Origin of the sequence: Emergencia sp. JLR.KK010 (genome assembly GCF_037018265.1) — a bacterium.
Taxonomy (GTDB): Bacteria; Bacillota; Clostridia; order Peptostreptococcales; family Anaerovoracaceae; genus Senimuribacter; species Senimuribacter intestinalis.
In genome coordinates, this window is sequence record NZ_CP143550.1 from 55,600 (window position 1) to 74,155 (window position 18,556).

The following is an 18,556-nucleotide window of genomic DNA, read 5'->3' on the forward strand; positions in this document are numbered from 1 at the left end:
ATTAAAATTTCACTGCTGCTGCGATAAATTCTCTGAACAGCGGATGTGCATTATTGGGTCTTGACTTAAATTCCGGATGATACTGGACGGCGACAAAGAACTTTCTGTCTCTCAGTTCCACTGCCTCTACCAGTCTGCCATCAGGGGAAGTGCCAGCTATCGTCATTCCCGCTGTCTCCATTTCCTCTCTATAAGAATTATTGAACTCATATCTGTGGCGATGACGTTCGCTGATTTCAGATGTGCCGTAGGCTTTTTCCAGCACAGTGCCCTCCCGGATTTTGCAAGGATAAGCGCCAAGACGCATAGTACCGCCTTTAGGAATATTACCCTGCTGATCCGCCATCAAGTCGATAACATTGTGGGCACCGTTTTCTGCAAATTCTCCTGAATCCGCATCAGAGTAGCCGAGAACATCTCTAGCAAATTCAATTACTGCCGTCTGCATGCCAAGACAAATGCCAAGGTATGGCACATTCTTTTCTCTTGCATATTTTGCTGCCTGGATTTTACCTTCAATACCACGATCACCAAAACCGCCCGGCACTAAAATCCCATCAACATCGCCTAATACCAATTCTGCGCTTTCACAAGTTACATCCTCCGCATCAATCCACTTGATATTGACGCAGGCATCATTCTCATAACCTCCATGGCGCAAGGCTTCAGCAACAGAAAGATATGCATCGTGCAATTTTACATATTTACCTACCAGACCGATAGTCACAGACTTGCTTCTGTTCTCAATCCGTGTCAGCATTTTGTTCCAGTCTTCCATCTCACATGGACCAGCGTTAATTCCAAGCTCCCTGCAGACGATCCAGCTGAGTCCTGCCTTTTCCAGCATCACAGGAGCTTCATATAAAGTCGGCAAAGTCATATTTTCAATGACGCAGTCCTTTTTCACATTACAGAACAGTGCGATTTTATCGATGATGTCCTGGTCTACCGGCTCGTCCACCCGCATTACGATGATATCCGGCGAAATCCCCAGCGCACGCAATTCCTTAACCGAATGCTGAGTCGGCTTGGACTTGTGTTCACCGGAGCTTTTGATATACGGCACCAAGGTCACATGAATAAAGATGCAATTCTCCTTGCCCACTTCCAGAGAAACCTGACGAATCGCTTCCAGAAACGGCTGGCTCTCAATATCCCCTACAGTTCCGCCAATTTCAGTAATAATTACATCGGCTAAAGACGTTTCTCCAACATTGTAAATAAACGATTTAATCTCGTTAGTCACATGAGGAATAACCTGTACAGTGCTGCCCAGATAATCGCCATTTCTCTCCTTGTTCAGCACATTCCAGTAGACTTTTCCTGTAGTCAGGTTGCTGAACCTATTCAGGTTTTCATCGATAAACCGCTCATAATGTCCCAGGTCCAGATCCGTCTCAGCACCATCTTCAGTGACAAAAACCTCTCCATGCTGATAAGGGCTCATGGTGCCCGGGTCGATATTGATATAAGGATCCAGTTTCTGTGCCGCCACCTTCAGACCTCTTGCTTTCAAAAGCCGACCTAAGGACGCCGCCGTAATTCCCTTTCCAAGTCCGGATACAACTCCGCCTGTCACAAAGATATATTTTTTCATAGCTACACTCCTTCCAAAAAAACAAAACGCAAAAACTAAAAAAAATAAGGCATCTGGCTTTTTAGTGAGAAGGATACACAAGATCCCGAAACTCTCTAAAGTTCGCCATCTTCTCCTTATTTCTGTTATGTCTTTGCGCAATTTATAAAATAATATTACTGAAATATTATACGACTTTTACAGGAAAAAGTCCAGCAGTTTTTTTATAACCGCGCGGTCTTCTTCCTTTCAGCCATATATAAGGCGGCTCTCAAACAAAGTCTAATTTTATTACATCAGAAACAGCTGCGCCGATGCGCCCGAAAACTTTTTCCCGCTCTGATAAAGATAAGACACTGCCATAGACTTGATGCCTTTGCGAAGGATATTTGCTCTATGCCCCGGAGAATTCTTCCACTGCTCGAAATATGCACGTGCTGCTGCAACCGGATCATTAAAGGAGTTGGAGCGCCATGCCAAATTTTCGCCGGTGCCGTTATAGTCAAGATTCAGCTCCAAATCTGTGTAGACGGAATTGAAAGCAGCTTCTTTTCCATATTTATTATAGCGCATGTGTCCCATCTGCTTATATGCCCAGGCTTCATATGCACGTATGTCTGTTGCCGCCTGAAGGTGATATGCGTACTTCAAAGAATTCAGCCCATTCTTTTTTCTCAGGTCGTTGACCAGTCTGAGCATTTCCTTCTGGTAGGCTTTGTCAAACTCAGTTCCTACCGTTACCAAGCAGGATGTGGTAACTCCATTATGCGCTTTTGCCGTAATCCTTACAATCCCTTTTCTCCTAGCAGTGACCTTGCCCGAGGTACTGACTGTTGCAACCGTACAATCGGAGCTTGACCAGCGGACAGTTTTAGCCGGCGCCTTCGCACTCACCGTAGCCTTCAGTACAAAGGAGCCGTTTCCATAAAGGCTCTTCGTCTTTCTGCTGAGAGAAATCCTTGTGACTACGCCGGTTTTAGCAGAAACATTGCTGCTAAATGCTGAAACCTTTCCAGAATCAACTGCACGAATCTTGTACCTATAAGTTGTATTTTGGGATAATCCTGTAAAAGTCACTGCTGTTTTTTCAGTAGTACGAACCCTCCTCCAAGTATTCGATTTGGTATTACGTTGATAAATCTGATATTCTTCCGCACCACTTACTTTTTTCCAGGAAACTTTAATGGTATGCGTTCCTGAAGTGATTGCTCTCACAGAAGTCGGCGCCTTGATTTCTGCCTGCGGATACATTGTCGCCCCTTGTTCGGATTCTGCTGCATAGGTCACCTGACCTGCTGTCATAATGACAGTGAGCACTACACAAAGAGTTAAAACAAAAGTTCCGAATCTTTTCATCATTTTCTTCCTCTCTAAAACTTTTAATGTCAATTCTTTTTGTATTGCACTACAGTTTTTCGACAAAAAAAATAGCCGTACAACGTGCCAAGCTATCATTCTCCAATTAAACAATTCTGTTAACTGTAAAGTACAACTGGCTATCTTGTTTCTTGCAAGACCCTATAGCTTTGCGCCATCGCTTCACAACGATTTTGCCTTTAAAATTACTTTTTTACAATAACATATTTAATACGCTTTGTCAATAGATTACATGCATTTTTCGGTTATATTTTCACTAAATCTTCACTTTTATTATCAGGACATATTTGCGTTTTTCAATATCCTTTCAGTTTTAACTCCATACATATTCTAACCCGTTTTCTGGTGCTATCATCGTATTTTTCAGAAATATAATACAAAACATAAAACATGGTTATGTGGATCTTTCTGTATAAACACAATAAAAGAAGAGGCTGTCTCAAACAAATGAGTCAGCCTCTTCACAAACAACATTCAAAGGATTGCCTACCTGCAGGAATCCATCTTATTTAGATTCACGCTTTTTTTCCACACATGCTATCATACCGGTAAGTGCCAGTAATGCAGTTGCAAGGATTGCCAACCAAGTAAGCATATTGCTCGTATCACCGGTTCTTGGAATCCACCAAGGAAGTTCATCCTCCTCATCGTCATTGGTCTTATTTCCGGCGTTTTGGTCTTCCTTGTTGTTGTCTTTAATCAGTTTGTCAATTTCACTTGGCGTTTTAACGTTTTCATCCGGCTTGCCATCTCCATCAGTATCGATGTTAGTATCCGGTTTGCCGTCTCCATCGATGTCGACATTAAGGTCAGGGATACCATCTCCATCGGTGTCAATATTAATATCTGGTTTGCCGTCTCCATCGGTGTCGATATTAAGATCTGGCTTGCCGTCTTTGTTAGTATCAATGTTGATATCCGGTTTGCCATCTCCATCAGTATCGATATCAATATCTGGTTTGCCATCTCCGTCGGTATCTTTGTTCACATCCGGTTTGCCGTCTCCATTGGTATCAACGTTGATATCCGGTTTGCCGTCTCCGTCAGTGTCGATATTGACATCCGGCTTGCCGTCTCCGTTGGTATCGATGTCGAGGTCTGGCTTGCCGTCTCCGTCGGTATCTTTGTTGATATCCGGTTTGCCATCTCCATTGGTATCAATATCTACATCTGGTTTGCCATCTCCGTCAGTATCCTTGTTAATATCCGGCTTGCCGTCTCCATCGGTATCAATGTTGATGTCTGGCTTGTCATCTCCGTTGGTATCAATGTCTACATCCGGTTTACCATCTCCATCAGTATCGATGTTAATGTCTGGTTTGCCGTCTCCGTCGGTATCCTTGTTAATATCCGGATTATCGTCTGGCTTATCGTCCGGTTCCTCTCCGCCTGGATTATCATCCGGATCAATGATAATAAGAGAAGGTTTTTTCTTCAGTTTTACCTGCACTGTATGGTCTTTGTCCACAGCTTCAAAGGTCACATTTCCTGCATTCAGTAAATCTGGCCGCACCTCACCGTCAACAGTGACTTCTACAACTTTATATCCTTTACCGGCTTCCCAAGTCACAGTATGGTCTTCGCCCTTCTGTACCTGTCCAGTCGCCGTAATCGTACCTTCACCCTCGGCAACAGACGTTTCAACTACGCAGACCTGATCAGCATCCAGGCTGCTGCCATCTTCACGAACATAAACAACATGTACAGTATGGTTTACCGCAGCATCCTGAAAAGCAATCTCGCCTACATCTTTTAATGCCTCAGCATTTTCGCCGTCAATCCATACCTCTTTTACTTTCCAGCCATCTGCAGGTTTCCAGGAAACTGTATAATCGCCACCCTTTTTCAAGGTTTTTGCTTCACTGATACTTCCCAGACCTTCTGTTGACGTTGCAACACTGACAAAGCTTCCTCCCGCAGTCTCATCGTCATCTGCAGTACCTTCTTCAAAGCGAACCTGCACCTTATGATTTGCGTCTATGCTGACAAATTTGCAGCCATCTGCAGGCAGCAAATCATCACGAATGATTCCATCCACCATAACACTGCTCACACGCCAGCCTTCTGCAGGTTCCCAGGTGACTGTAGCATTCTCTTTATATTTATAGCTTTCAGAACTGCTGATAGTGCCCTGACCAGTCTTTGCAGTAGTAACATCATAAGTGTTCATCTTCCAGACCGCATAGGCAACAGTATCGTCTTTCAGCTTTGTATCTGCTGTAAAAGCATCAAAACGTTCCGGATTTGCCTTCGGGTCAGTAGACCAGCCCATGAAAGTATACCCTTTCATTTCCGGTGATTCTGGGAAGTTCTGCGCCGCATCATTTACACTTTGTCCAACCACATAAGGATAATCGTCTTTTTCTACCCGCGTTCCCCCAGTAGGTTCTGGATAGTTTTTATCATAAGCTAAAGTCAGTACCTCGCGCACGGTCAGCGTCTTACTGTTGACGATACAGCCGCCTTCTAAATTTCCAGACTTATACCACTCATACTGCAGCTTATAAACGCCCTTGTCCTTTTCTTCCGCACTACGCTGGTTCAGCAGAAGTTTCTGCAACTCTTCGTTGCTTTCAATATGCTGATCTTCATACTTTCCTGTTGCTTCATTCAGTTTGGATACCTTTACTATAACCTTACCACCCACAGTACCCGTACCAGTAAGTTCTGTGCCAACAGGAGTTCCTGTTTCATCATAGCCAAAGGTGGTATCATCCGCCGGATACGGCGTAGTCCTGATGCTTCCGGTGTCCACATCAGTCGCAGATCCCAGTGCGAAGATAACACTTTCTCTGTGGTCGTACTTGGTTGCTTCATCAGGCAAACGATTGTCTTTCTTAACATAAATGTATTGGTCTACCCCAGCGCTGCCATTGGCCAGTGAAATAACGGTTGTCGGCACCAGACGCATGAAGCGCTGTCCCACGATTTCTTCGCCGTTCTGCGGATTGGTGATGCCCGTGCTAACCGATACGTCAGTCCAGCCCACACCAGGCGCGAAGTTTGTTGTCTCATAAGTCTTCGGATCCAGCGTAATAACCGGCAGTCCGTTCATGTCCCCCGGTAACTGACAAGTGTAGCCATCGCGTGTCTCCCACGAAATATCGAAACCACTGCCGTCATAACCTGCCAACCTGTTGTTGGTCAGTGGGAATAATACAGAAATATTACGTACCGTGTCATAATCTGTAGTGCTGAAATTTTCAAGTTCCTCTTGTGTCTTATCTAAGTTAGAAGGCTGCAGCAGCGCTGTGCACACAGACGCCGCGGAATATGCCTTTGCGATTGCTCTGTCTGTTTCATTACCGAAGCTTTCACTCGGATTAGTAAATACGGAAAGCTGCGGATATACACCGCTCTGATAAGTCCAGGTTCCGTCTGTACCGAATTCTTCCTTCATGGCATCGCCAATCATCTGTCCAGTCAGATAGCCAGTGATTCCAGCAAACGAATTATGGGTTAAAGTACCGATTGCATACTCGCCCATGCCGGATGTTTGCTTATCAAAGTAACAATTACTAAAAGTTGCAGCACCTGGATTATTTCCGCCGATACCTCCTAATGTTGAGCCGCTCGCTCCCGGCTTGGTCTTTGTCGTCCCTACCTCACCGGTACTGTAGCAGTTCTGTATTCTGGTATCTCCTGTAGCGCCTCCATAGAATCCTCCCATGGTGCTTGCCGTATTCTGCATACCGACCATGGAGGTGCTGTAACAGTTGATGCAAGTATCGGTATTCTGCTCATCTCTGCCAAAGAATCCACCTACATTGCTGCTTCCTTCTACAACGCCAGAGGCGAAACAGTTCTCAAAATGGTTTGCATAATGACCGATTCCATAGAATACGCCGCCGTCAGTATTGCAATATAGCTTAACATTCGTGAAGCAGTTCTCTATCCAGCAGTTGCCCGGACAGGATATAAAGCCTCCCGAATGCGATGATGTAGAAATATCATAGCTGTCAATAGAATAGCTATTGGTAATCTTATATCCAGAAACCGGACCTACAAAAGACCCAACACAGCTTGTCCCATAGGTTGTCACATTGCGCACATGGCACTGATCCATGTGTACAAAGAAACTATTTAAAGAGGTAGAGCCATCGCCATTCCATCCACTGACAATTCCGCCCGTATGCGCTGCTCCATGAACAATAGAATCCTCAACGGACACCTGCTTCATCTTGCCTGCAAGCAGCCAGCCAACCGCTACACCCGAGTACTGCCCGCTAGATTCTACATGGCAATACCGGAAGCGAAGATTCTGCATTTTAAATCCTGTGCTGGCTCTGCCTACAGTTGAAATCATACCCACCGTGCCAGATCCGGCAGTATACATATTATAAATAGTATGTCCATTTCCTTCGATGGTGATGCTGCCTGGATCAGCAACCGGACTCCAATTGTTTGCAGGGTTGCGTCCGCCTAAGTCCACATCGTTTTTCAGTTCCAGAGACTTCTTGTTTACTAGCGCCCAGCGAAGCTGCGCCGCCGTATACACATCCACAAGTCCGTTGCCGTCTCCATCCGTCGCCTCCTGCATCGCATTAAGCGTCCATACCTCATCTGCAGGAACAGTGTTTCCCGCATTTGCTGTTTGAAGCGCATCAAACTCTGTTTTTCGTGCATTATAGACACGCTGTTGGTAAGCCCCCCAGCTTTCGCCCGGATTCATGATGATATCTGCCGCAAATACGCTCAGATTTCCACAAAGAATCAGCATCAAGCACAAAAAAACAATGCACTCTTTCTTTATTCTTTTCATAAAAAACCTCCTACCGCTTCCAAGCTGCCGCAAGCAGCTCGTTATCACCGCCTAATGGCGATTTTCTCGTTAGAATTTACAAAAGTATTATACCCCCCCCCGCACATTTTTGTCAAGCCTTCAAACGTGTATTTTCAAATGGTTTCAGGTTATTTTTCATAAATTTTTCACAAAAAAAGAGCCACCGAAGGGTGGCTCACAAGTCAAAACTTCTATCCAAGTTACATCAGGAAAAGCTGCGCAGAAGCAGCCGCAAAAGTTCTTCCGCTCTGATAGTGATAAGAAACTGCCATAGATTTCGCATTTTTATGTAACATATTGGCAAGGTGATACTTAGAATTTTTCCACTGATTAAAATACACCTGTGCCGCAGCTTTTGCATCACTGTAAGAATCTGTACGCCATGCCAGATTTTCAGCTGTGCCCCGGTAAGAGAGCTTCAATCCTAAGTCCGTATAAACAGAATCGAAATCGCCTTCAGTTCCTTTTTTTGTATATCTCATATGCCCCATGTCTTTATTGGCCCAGGCTTCCTGTGCCCGCAAATCTGATGCCGCCTGAATGCTGTAAGCGTACTGCAGCGGTTTGAGACCTTTTTCTGCTCTCAGATTGTTAACAAGGCGCAGCATTTCTTTTTGATAAGTCTGGTCGAATTTCGTTCCTACTGTCACCAGACAGCTTGCGGTAGCGCCATTATGTGCTTTTGCTGTAATCTTAACGGTTCCTTTTCCCTTTGCGGTTACCTTTCCGGAAGAGCTGACCGTTGCGATGCTCTTGTCTGAACTTGTCCATGTCACTGTCTTTGACGGCGCTTTCGCAGTTACTGTTGCCTTCAGTGTAAAAGATGCAGTACCATACAGCGGCTTGGTTTTTCTGTCCAGCGAAATCTTCGTTACAACGCCAGTCTTAGCAGAAACTACATTGCTGTAATCCGATTTACTGTCGCCGGAAACAGCGCGTACCTTAAATTTGTAAGTGGTGTTCTTTGTAAGCCCCGTAAAAGAAGCTGTCGCATTTGCTGTAGTGCGGACTCTCTTCCAGCTTTTAGAACTGCTGTAATAGCGGTAAACCTGATATTTCTCAGCTCCACTGACCTTACTCCATGAAACCTTCACAGTTGTTGTTCCTGAGGAAATCGCCTTAACAGAAGACGGTGCTTTCAGAGACGCTTCTGCTCCAGCAAATACAAAGCTGCTGCCTGCCATACAAACAACCAGTGCCAGGCACAGTGTCAATGCTAAAAATCTAATCTTTTTCATCGTTTTTTCATCCTTTCCAATTATTGCATTTATCATTTTATCACAATTTATTTTAAAATAAAATAGCCTTGTGCGCAACGCATCAGGCTATAGTGTTCCAATAAAACAGTTTTATTCACTGTAAGGTGCAACTGGCTGCCTTGGCTTTACAAGGCCCTATAGCTTTGCGTCATCGCTTCACAACGATTTTGCCTTTAAAATTACGATTTAAGGTTAGCATATCTATCCCTGTTTGTCAATAGCTCGAGGTTATATTTTTATAAATTTTCCCACTTTATTCTTAGGCTATACACTTATATTCCAACAGTAATTATCATTATATTTCAAATATATTCTAACCAAATATTCACTTCAGAATATAGTTGCAAAATTTTTTCCAAAATCTAGTGAATTCTCCCCGAAAATATTTTATAATGGATTTAGAATATTTTATCGTGATAAAACTTACCGACTAGGAGGAACAAACCCATGATTTTTTTCAGAAGTGATTACAGTCAGGGCGCTCATCCAAAAATTCTGGATGCACTGATTGCTACCAATTTAGAACATACTGACGGGTACGCCCTTGATCCACACAGCGAACGCGCTGCACAGATGATTAAAGATTTAATCGGCAGAGCGGACTGTGAAGTTCACATGATGGTAGGCGGAACCCCTACCAATGTCATCACCATCGCTGCAGCACTGAAGCCCTGGGAAGCTGTCGTTGCAACCAGAGCTGCCCATATTTACTCTCACGAGTGCGGTGCGGTGGAGGCTACAGGACATAGAGTGCTGACTGTCGACGGCGTTGACGGCAAGCTGACGCCGGAACTCATCGACAACGCATGGCTGGAATATGAGGATGACCACACTGTCGTTCCTAAGATGGCATACATTTCCCACACCACCGAAAGCGGTACCGTTTACACTAAAGCAGAACTGGAGGCTCTCCGCAAATGCTGTGATGCCCACGACATGTACCTCGGACTGGACGGCGCCAGACTCGGTGCCGGTCTCACCTGTGAGGATACCGACCTTACCATCCAGGATATCGCAAGACTGACTGATGCCTTTTACATCGGCGGCACAAAAAACGGTCTGCTCCTTGGCGAAGCTGTTGTTATCTTTGATGAAAACATCAACGATCACTACCGCTGGATGATTAAGCAAAACTGCGGCATGCTGGCAAAAGGAAGACTCATCGGCGTGCAGTTTGAAGCACTTTTGGAAGGCGGCGAAAACAGCCTTTTCTTCCAAATCGGCGCTCACGAAAATGCTATGGCAAAGAAACTGCGCGAAGGAATTGCTGCCTGCGGCTATGAATTCGACGGCACTTCTACTACCAATCAAATTTTCCCAATCTTTCCAACCGAAATGGTCAGAGAACTGGAAAAAGAATTTTTCTTCTATGATTGGGCTGCTGCCGGAGAAGGCAAGCGTGTCATCAGGCTGGTAACCTCCTGGGGCACAACTGAAGAAGACGTAGACGCATTCTTAAATGCGCTAAAAAAATTCTAAACCTGAGTTTCATAAATTACGAAAGGAGTCGTTCCCATGAAAAAAAGTAAAAAACTTTTTGCTGTTTTACTGTCCTTGTGTCTCATCACAGTAATGATGCCAGCGACAGCTTTTGCAGCAGAGGCAAAAACCGGAGATATCGTCATTCTCCATACCAACGATACCCACTGCAATGTAGAGGGAAATCTTGGTTTTGCAGGTGTTGCCGCCTATAAGGCTGACAAGCTTCTGGAAACCGACTATGTAACCCTAGTTGACGCAGGTGATGCTATTCAGGGTGATGTCATCGGTGCCCTTTCCAAAGGCGATTATATTATTGATATTATGAATGCGGCAGGTTACGATATCGCAATTCCGGGTAACCACGAGTTTGACTTTGGCATGGACACATTCCTGACGCTGGTATCCAAGGCAAATGCCACCTATATCAGTGCAAATTTCCTGGGTTCTGACGGCAAATCGGTATTCAAGCCTTACGAAATGAAAACCTACGGCGACAAAAAAGTCGCTTTCGTCGGCATTTCTACGCCGGAGTCTATCACCAAATCCACGCCTGTTTTCTTTCAGGATGAAAATGGCAACTACATCTACAGCTTCTGCGACGGCAACAATGGAAAAGACCTTTATGATGCTGTACAAAATGCCGTAGATGATGCTAAAGCAGCTGGCGCAGACTATGTCATTGCAGTAGCTCACCTTGGTATCGGTGAAAGCGAAAATCCTTGGACTTCAGAAAACGTCATCGCTAACACCAGCGGAATCGACGTTATGATTGATGGTCATTCCCACAGTGTAATCCAAGATACTAAAGTCAAAGCAAAAGACGGAAAAGAAGTCATTCTAACTCAGACAGGCACCGGAATTTCCTATATCGGCGAAGTCATCATCAAGGCCGACGGACAAATTTCCGCTTCTCTGGTTTCCGGCTATACCAAAAAGGACAGCGCTGTAGCTGCTGTTATCAGCGGTATTAACGCTAATCTGAAGGCTGTAACCGAGAAAGTCATCGGCACCTGTGAAGTCGACGTAGACGACTATGACGCTGACGGCAACAGAATGGTAAGAAATCAGGAAGCCCCTGCCGGAAACTTCTGTGCTGATGCATACCGCGCTGTAACTGGTGCGGATATCGGTCTGGTTCAGGGAGGCGGCGTTCGCGCAGCCATCAAAAAAGGCGAAGTTACCTATGGCAGTCTCATCACAGTAAACCCTTGGAGCAATCAGCTAGGCGTTATCGAGGCTACCGGTCAGCAGATTCTTGACGCACTGGAACACGGCGCAAAATCCGCACCTTCCGAAAGCGGCGGGTTCCTGCAGGTATCCGGTCTGACTTACGATATCGATACCACCATCCCTTCCACAGTGGTAACTGATGACAACGGCATGTTCGTAGAAGTAAGCGGTGCAAGAAGAGTCACCAACGTGAAAGTCGGCGGTGAAGCAATTGATCCTGCTAAAACCTACACCGTAGCTTCCAGCCTTTACATCCTTACCCAGGAAGGCGACGGTTTCACCATGTTCAAAGGTGCAAAGGAAGTAACCAAAGAATCCATCACCGACGCGCTAGCGCTGGTTCAGTATCTTGAAAAAGATTTAGGCGGTAAAATCGGTCAGACTTATGCAAAGCCAGAAGGCAGAATCGGTATAATCAAGGCTTACAACTCCAAAGATATTGCCGCTTCCATCGAAAAAGCCGGCAAGGATGCAATCAAGGCATACAAGGCAGCTCTTGCCCGCACCACAAAGATTAAATCAGCGACCGCTTCCAAGAAGACTTCCAAAATCACGGTAAAAATCAGCGGAAACAGCAACGCAAGCGGCTTTTATTATCACGTTTACAATGCAAAAGGCAAGAAAGTTTCTTCCTTAAGCAAGACCTCAAAATCCTTTACCACAAAGAAACTGGCAAAAGGCAAATACACTGTAAAAGTTACGCCGTATACTTATGTAATGGGCGAAAAGATTTACGGTAAAATCACAACAAAGAAAGTAACTGTGAAGTAAATAAAAATCGTAACTGCAATTCAAAACGGCATGCCGGGCAGGAACCCCCCTGCGGCATGCCGTTTTTCTCATCGCTAGTCGTCCTTCTCTATCATATATGCGTTTCCATTTTTATCGTAACGCTGCATTCCTGCTGTCTTATACCTTTTCATGAGCTTATCCATTCTTTCGTTGGTAGAAAGTTCCCTCTCCCGCACCCTTTTCTCATAAGGCGTCAGATTTGCTACATCCTTAATGTGCTTCCTTGCAGGCTTTGGAACAACCATAAGATAGAGCAGCGGTGATACGAGTAAAATATCTGCCAAGAACCAACCAACCAGTGCCAGCACCCATTGCAGTACCGTATCAAATCTGTTGTATCCTATGCCCAGAATCGCGCAAAACCCTAAAGTCGTAATAATGAAAGGAATATAAAACTGTTCCAGCTTCCGAATTGCCTTGGAAAGTTCTTCATCAAACCATTGATTTTTTAAACTCTTTATAATATATTTGGCACCGCGGAACTGCACGTTGGACAAATAAATGCAGGTCTTAAAATCGTCAAAGGAAACTCTTTCCCTCGGAATCACCGTAGCCGCCATCTCCTCCGGATGATAGTCGTAGAATATCTGCGCCCGAATCAGAGTGCCGTCTCCCATCACTGAAACTTCCGCCGGATTCCGATTCTCGTCGTTGATCACAAGCTGCTGCCCCACAGTAAGCATTAGGGTTTCTCCGCAGACAGTCACTGCTGCAAAACCCTCAGTGCAATATAGCGCTGTCGTATAGCGCTCGAAAGATGGATAGGAGTCCCGATCCAGCGGTTTACTTTGCTCTTCCGCCATAATAACATCTAAGAAGCCCTCATTTCCTTTTTTAACCATCAGATTGTAGTCGGTGATTTTGCCAAAGCTCTTAGTCGTATATGCACCGTCAAATCGATCCTGTTCAAAGGGCTGCAGTCTTGCCACCCGCACATCCTGATGGGCAAGCACTGCGTTTCCCGAAAGAACCATCAGCACCCGGTCATAGTCCGCAAGCTTAGAAAAGGTCGTTTCTTCTAAGTCACACGTCGCACTGGACAAACGCCAAATAAAGTTCCTTTCCAGGTATCTGGATTCCTGTGGGAAAATCGCCAGCTGTGTAGTCGTTCCACCGGTCCAGTTCGATTTGTTAAAATCCGTTTCTTTATAAATCTTGTATTCCATATTTTTCTTCCCGGTTCATTAAGATATTCTTAATTATACCGCTCCTTTCTGTCAACCGTAATTGAAAAAGTCCAAAAATAAGTGCAATATTAGCACCAAAAAGCAAGGGTTACCGTGAGCAGTTAAACAGCCCAGGTTGCTTCGTTACCATACATAGCGTAGACATGTTTCATAAAGTTATCTTTGCGCCAAGGATGATGCATAGGCGGGATATTTTGCTTCTTTGGCTTCTTCGCTGCTGCAAGTTCTTTTTCTGTATTGAAATTCCGAGATACTTCTTCATGCAACGGAATCTCTTCCAAGGCGTAAATTCGCCCGTTTACGTTGCAAAACAGCCTGCCGCTAAGGGTCTGCGCTACCAGCACCTGCGTTCCTTTGTAGTAGTTTGTATGCATGCCGGATTCATCCAACATTTTGTACCGATGGTTGTTGAACCGAATGGAATGACCGGCATCCACTATACGGGGTGTGAGCAAGGAAAGAAACAGGTCGATTTTGTCTTTTGAGGGTTGTGTTTCAAATACAGACGTGGTAGGATTAAGGGGTAGAGCGAACTGTGCGTTGAATTTCTTTATGTAGGAGTGAAGGAATTCATTTGCCTGCTCCAGGTTTTTCACGCCTGCCAGTCGTAATTCGACAGGCAGGCGTGATTGTAAGGTTTTAAAAAGACGTTCAACTCTGCCCTTGGCTTGTGGTATACTGGTTGTTTTTAAATCGACACCGAATTGCTTGCATGCATAAGCAAACTGCGTAAATGTATCATTCTCCAAATTTGGAGAATTTTTCTTTTTGTATTCAAATACGGTTCTGCGGTCAGTGTAGAACATATAGGGAATGCCATAATTTTCAAGAATTTGGCGGAAGACCTGGTAGTATCCATGTAAGGTTTCCTGGCTGTCAAAATATGCGCCGACAAGGGTTCCCGTGGCATCGTCAATGGCGGCATGCAGATGGCTTTTGTTTTCGCCAAACCAAAGATGTACAGACGCATCCATTTGAATCATCTCACCGGCATAGGAACATCTGGCTCTGGTAGGATGTGCATCTTCCAGGTCAACGATTGCAGTCTGAAGGCTTTCTTTTTCTGTCTTTGATGTTGCAGTATCCTTTTGGGTTTTTAGCTTGTCTTTGAGTTTCCTGCGAGTCCGTTTCCATGCAAGGGGAGAGAGAATGTCATGAGAGTAAAGCAGATTTCTGACGGTTCCCTCTGAGACCCGGATATCTTCATTCTCAGCCAATTTTTCTGTGAAATGCGTAAGGTTCGAATCATAGTATTTGTTCTGGTAGAGAAGCAGGATAGACTCTTTTAACTCCTCAGAGAGAGCAGATGCAGGTCTTCTGCCTTTGTTTCCGTGGGAAAAGAATTCTTTTCCCTGCGTCTCATAACCTTTGAGCATTCGGTTTACGTGGCGGACGGTACAGCCTAGCTCGACGGCAGCTCTTTTCTTGTTTCCGTTTGTTTCTTTTAGCTTTTTAATCACTTCGTACTTTTTCTGTTCTTTCATTCTAAGTTCAACCTTTCTGATAAAAACCACCTCCGAAGAGATAGTTTACTATGATATGTGTTTTTTAGGAATCCTTTTGGGACATTTTCTCTTGCGCTTTCTTAAGACATTATCACTTTTGGAGCAGAGATATTCTTAATTATACCGCTCCTTTCTTGATTTCACAACCTTTTTATAGTATAATGCTACAGTGATTGAGTATTTTTTTCGATTGGAGATTTAGAAATGAAACGATCTGACGGATACAGACTTTCGGGCTGCGACCCGTTTTATGAGATTACGCCTTACATTATGCCCAAGCGATATGACGCAGTCAACTACATCGACCTGGAGCTGGATCTCGAGCCTATTCACAGCTATATAAACAAATGCCGCGCAAGTGGAGTTAAGATGGACCATATGAGCGTCATCCTTGCCGCTTATCTCAGATTGGTGTCTCAGTACCCCAATTTAAACCGTTTCGTCTGCAACAAGCGAATTTATGCCAGAAACCACTTCTGCGTATCCTTCACCACACTGAAGAATAATAATACCGAAGAAACTGTGACGAAAATTTATTTTAATTTAGACGATGATATCTTCGAAGTAAACAGAAAACTGGCAGAAGCTATCGAGTTGAATAAAAGCGCCGGTATCAATAATGCTACCGATATGCTACTTCGCGGTGTCATGCGAATTCCCTTTTTGGTCGGCGGCGTTGTCGGCGTTCTAAAATGGTGGGACAAGCATTTTTCTCTGCCTTTCAGCATTGTAGATGCCAGTCCGTTCCATACATCCCTCTTCATTACCAATCTGGCGTCTATTCGCCTGAAAGCCGTCTACCATCATATTTACGATTTCGGCACAACAGGTATCTTTATCGCCATGGGTCAGCCTGAAAAAAGACTTTTTAAGGTCGGCGAGGTCATCGAAGAGCGCAAAGTGCTTCCAATCAAGGTTTCTGCTGATGATAGAGTAGAATCCGGCTATTACTACGCGAGGTGTTTCCGCGAATTCAAACGCTATGCAGGTCACCCTGAGCTTTTAGAAGAAAAACCTCAGTCCATCACTCCCGACCCGAATTTAAAGGAAAAATACACAAAATTCATTGTAAAATAGAGAGAGCGACATGAACAGAAAAGAACTCGCAGTAAATCTGCACCACAAAAAATTCAACTGTGCCCAAGCTGTAGTCTGTGCCTTTGCGGATACCTTGGACTGTGACACAAAGACAATCTTTAAGCTGGCAGAAGCCTTTGGAAACGGAATGAGCACCCGCGGTACATGCGGCGCAGTTTCCGCCATGGCGATGGTCATCGGCATGAAAGAATCCGACGGCGAATTGGATAATCCCAAGACAAAAGTAAACTGTTATAAGCTGATGAAAAAAGCGACCGAAATGTTTACTGCCAAAAACCAGTCTGTCATCTGCCGTGAACTCAAAGGACTTGACGGCGGCATCCCTCTTAGAAGCTGCGATGGCTGCATCGAAGATGCTGCTGCAATTTTGGATGAGCTGCTTTTTGACAACATGGAATAAACTTTTTTCACGAATTTTACAGGCAATGCAATTCTCTTTTGCTGCCTGTTCTTTTTTTGAGGAATATCTCACGATAATTCCCAAAATTACGCAGGTTTTAAGATTCGACTCACGTGGTATGAACACAACATTAAATTCATGTCATTAGGCACGTATAATCCAAATTCCATCATTAAGGAGGAAACAAATATGATTCGTAAAATTATTCAAATAGACAGTGAGAAGTGCAACGGCTGCGGGGCTTGTGCCGCTGCTTGTCACGAAGGCGCAATCGGCATGGTTGGCGGAAAAGCCAAACTGCTGCGCGACGACTACTGTGACGGTCTTGGCGACTGTCTTCCCACATGTCCAACGAACGCAATCACCTTTGTGGAGCGCGAAGCCGCTGCCTATGATGAGGAAGCAGTGAAAGCAAACATGATGACAAAAAAACTGGCAATCGAACTGCAAAACCTGCAGGCAAGCTGTCAGGGAGATTGCGCAGGCGGCGGCACTGATACAGACAGTGCTTCTGCGGGCAACAGCAAATCCGCTGCTTCAAAACTGACAAACTGGCCAGTACAGATAAAGTTGGCACCTCTTTCCGCACCATATTTTGACAAAGCAAATCTTCTGATTGCGGCAGACTGCACCGCCTATGCTTACGCAAAATTCCACGAGCAGTTTATGACAGGTCGCGTAACGCTGATTGGCTGTCCAAAGCTGGATGGTGTAGATTACAGCGAGAAGCTCAGTGAAGTCCTGCGGCGCAACAACATCTCCTCGGTCTCAGTGCTCCGTATGGAGGTCCCTTGCTGCGGCGGACTTGAGACTGCGGTTTCCCGTGCGATTTCTGCCAGCGGAAAATTTCTTCCATATCAGGTAGTGACGATTTCTGCAGAAGGTGATATACTATAAAACGAAGTTACAGCGAAGTTTTAGTTAATATGGAGTTATCCGCAAGTGAAAAAGATTTTAGTCATCGGCTCTACAGTTGCCGATATCATCATCAATCTGGACTTTCTACCCACTACGGCACAGGATGTCCACGTTAAATCGCAATCCATGTCTCTGGGCGGCTGCGCACACAACGTAGCGGACATGATTCGTCATTTCGGCGTGCCTTACACACTGTTTTCTCCAGTGGGTACAGGACTTTACGGAGATTTCGTCCGCAATCAGCTGGCCTCAAAAGGACTGGCTTCACCTATGCCAACGCCGGATATGGCAAATGGATGCTGCTACTGCTTTGTGGAAGAAAGCGGCGAGCGAACCTTTATTGTAGACCATGGCGCAGAGTATCTCTTTTACAAAGAGTGGTTTGACATGCTGAATCTGTCAAAGCTACAGTGTGCCTACATCTGCGGTCTAGAAATAGAAGATAAGACAGGTAGCACTATCGTAGATTTTCTAGAAACCAGCGGGCTGCCGGTGTTCTACGCACCCGGTCCTCGAATCTGTCTCATTGACGATGCATTAATGGAACGAATTTTTGCACTACGCCCAATACTCCACTTAAACGAGGACGAAATTTGTCGTTATACTGGCTGTGTTGCTATTTCCGATGCTGCCGCGGTATTACATAAAAAAACGCAAAATACCATCATCATTACCAACGGTGCCAACGGCGCTTACTATTTCGATGGAACTGCAGGCGGCGAGGGTCTTGTACACGTAGCACCGGTGCCTGCCGAAAAAATCGTTGACACCATCGGTGCTGGCGACGGTCACTGCGGCGCAGTGATGGCAGGGCTTTCCATGGGACTTTCCATGTACGATGCTATCGCAAAGGCTAACGCTGCCTCCTCTCTGGTGGTATCCAACAAAGGCGGCGTCCTATCCGATGAAGAGTTCAAAGCAGGCGGAATCCTGTAATAAAAAGCGAAGC

The 18,556-nt window shown here is 45.1% G+C and carries 12 protein-coding genes and 2 riboswitches; of the genes, 6 read left to right on the forward strand and 6 right to left on the reverse strand.

What is annotated here, in order from left to right:
• Position 1: 1 nt before the first annotated feature.
• The 4 genes from V1225_RS00230 to V1225_RS00245 form a co-directional block, all read right to left on the reverse strand.
• Positions 2–1,597 (reverse strand): CTP synthase, encoded by a 1,596-nt coding sequence (locus tag V1225_RS00230; protein WP_338547110.1) that lies wholly within the window; start codon positions 1,595–1,597, stop codon positions 2–4.
• Between the two features lie 270 nt (positions 1,598–1,867).
• Positions 1,868–2,935: a CAP domain-containing protein gene (locus V1225_RS00235; protein WP_338547112.1), complete on the reverse strand. Its 1,068-nt coding sequence runs from the start codon at positions 2,933–2,935 to the stop codon at positions 1,868–1,870.
• A 125-nt stretch (positions 2,936–3,060) separates the two neighbouring features.
• Positions 3,061–3,141: riboswitch (cyclic di-GMP riboswitch) on the reverse strand.
• A 317-nt stretch (positions 3,142–3,458) separates the two neighbouring features.
• Entirely contained in the window at positions 3,459–7,715 is a 4,257-nt protein-coding gene (locus tag V1225_RS00240; RefSeq protein WP_338547114.1) for a hypothetical protein, read from the reverse strand.
• A 221-nt stretch (positions 7,716–7,936) separates the two neighbouring features.
• Entirely contained in the window at positions 7,937–8,974 is a 1,038-nt protein-coding gene (locus tag V1225_RS00245; protein WP_338547116.1) for an Ig-like domain-containing protein, read from the reverse strand.
• A 123-nt stretch (positions 8,975–9,097) separates the two neighbouring features.
• A riboswitch (cyclic di-GMP riboswitch) is annotated at positions 9,098–9,177 on the reverse strand.
• A 265-nt stretch (positions 9,178–9,442) separates the two neighbouring features.
• On the opposite strand from V1225_RS00245, the gene V1225_RS00250 reads away from it, so the two are divergent.
• Together V1225_RS00250 and V1225_RS00255 are read left to right on the forward strand one after the other, a co-directional pair.
• Positions 9,443–10,474 (forward strand): beta-eliminating lyase-related protein, encoded by a 1,032-nt coding sequence (locus tag V1225_RS00250; RefSeq protein WP_161908864.1) that lies wholly within the window; start codon positions 9,443–9,445, stop codon positions 10,472–10,474.
• 36 nt (positions 10,475–10,510) lie between these two features.
• Positions 10,511–12,478 (forward strand): bifunctional UDP-sugar hydrolase/5'-nucleotidase, encoded by a 1,968-nt coding sequence (locus V1225_RS00255; RefSeq protein ID WP_338547117.1) that lies wholly within the window; start codon positions 10,511–10,513, stop codon positions 12,476–12,478.
• 74 nt (positions 12,479–12,552) lie between these two features.
• On the opposite strand, the gene V1225_RS00260 is transcribed toward V1225_RS00255, so the two are convergent.
• A complete protein-coding gene (locus V1225_RS00260; RefSeq protein WP_338547119.1) occupies positions 12,553–13,665 on the reverse strand; it encodes a HutD family protein in 1,113 nt (370 codons plus the stop codon).
• 122 nt (positions 13,666–13,787) lie between these two features.
• On the reverse strand, positions 13,788–15,170 hold the full coding sequence (locus tag V1225_RS00265) for an ISNCY family transposase (RefSeq protein ID WP_338545996.1): 1,383 nt from the start codon (positions 15,168–15,170) through the stop codon (positions 13,788–13,790).
• Between the two features lie 225 nt (positions 15,171–15,395).
• On the opposite strand from V1225_RS00265, the gene V1225_RS00270 reads away from it, so the two are divergent.
• From V1225_RS00270 to V1225_RS00285, 4 genes are all read left to right on the forward strand, one after another.
• Positions 15,396–16,268 carry a 2-oxo acid dehydrogenase subunit E2 gene (locus V1225_RS00270; protein WP_160200878.1) on the forward strand — a complete coding sequence of 291 codons (873 nt, stop codon included), beginning with the start codon at positions 15,396–15,398 and terminating at the stop codon, positions 16,266–16,268.
• 10 nt (positions 16,269–16,278) lie between these two features.
• Entirely contained in the window at positions 16,279–16,689 is a 411-nt protein-coding gene (locus V1225_RS00275) for a C-GCAxxG-C-C family protein (RefSeq protein WP_160200877.1), read from the forward strand.
• A 189-nt stretch (positions 16,690–16,878) separates the two neighbouring features.
• Positions 16,879–17,586, forward strand: coding sequence for a 4Fe-4S binding protein (locus V1225_RS00280; RefSeq protein ID WP_160200876.1), 708 nt, complete (start codon positions 16,879–16,881; stop codon positions 17,584–17,586).
• 45 nt (positions 17,587–17,631) lie between these two features.
• Positions 17,632–18,543 (forward strand): PfkB family carbohydrate kinase, encoded by a 912-nt coding sequence (locus tag V1225_RS00285; RefSeq protein WP_160200875.1) that lies wholly within the window; start codon positions 17,632–17,634, stop codon positions 18,541–18,543.
• The last annotated feature ends 13 nt before the right edge of the window (positions 18,544–18,556 follow it).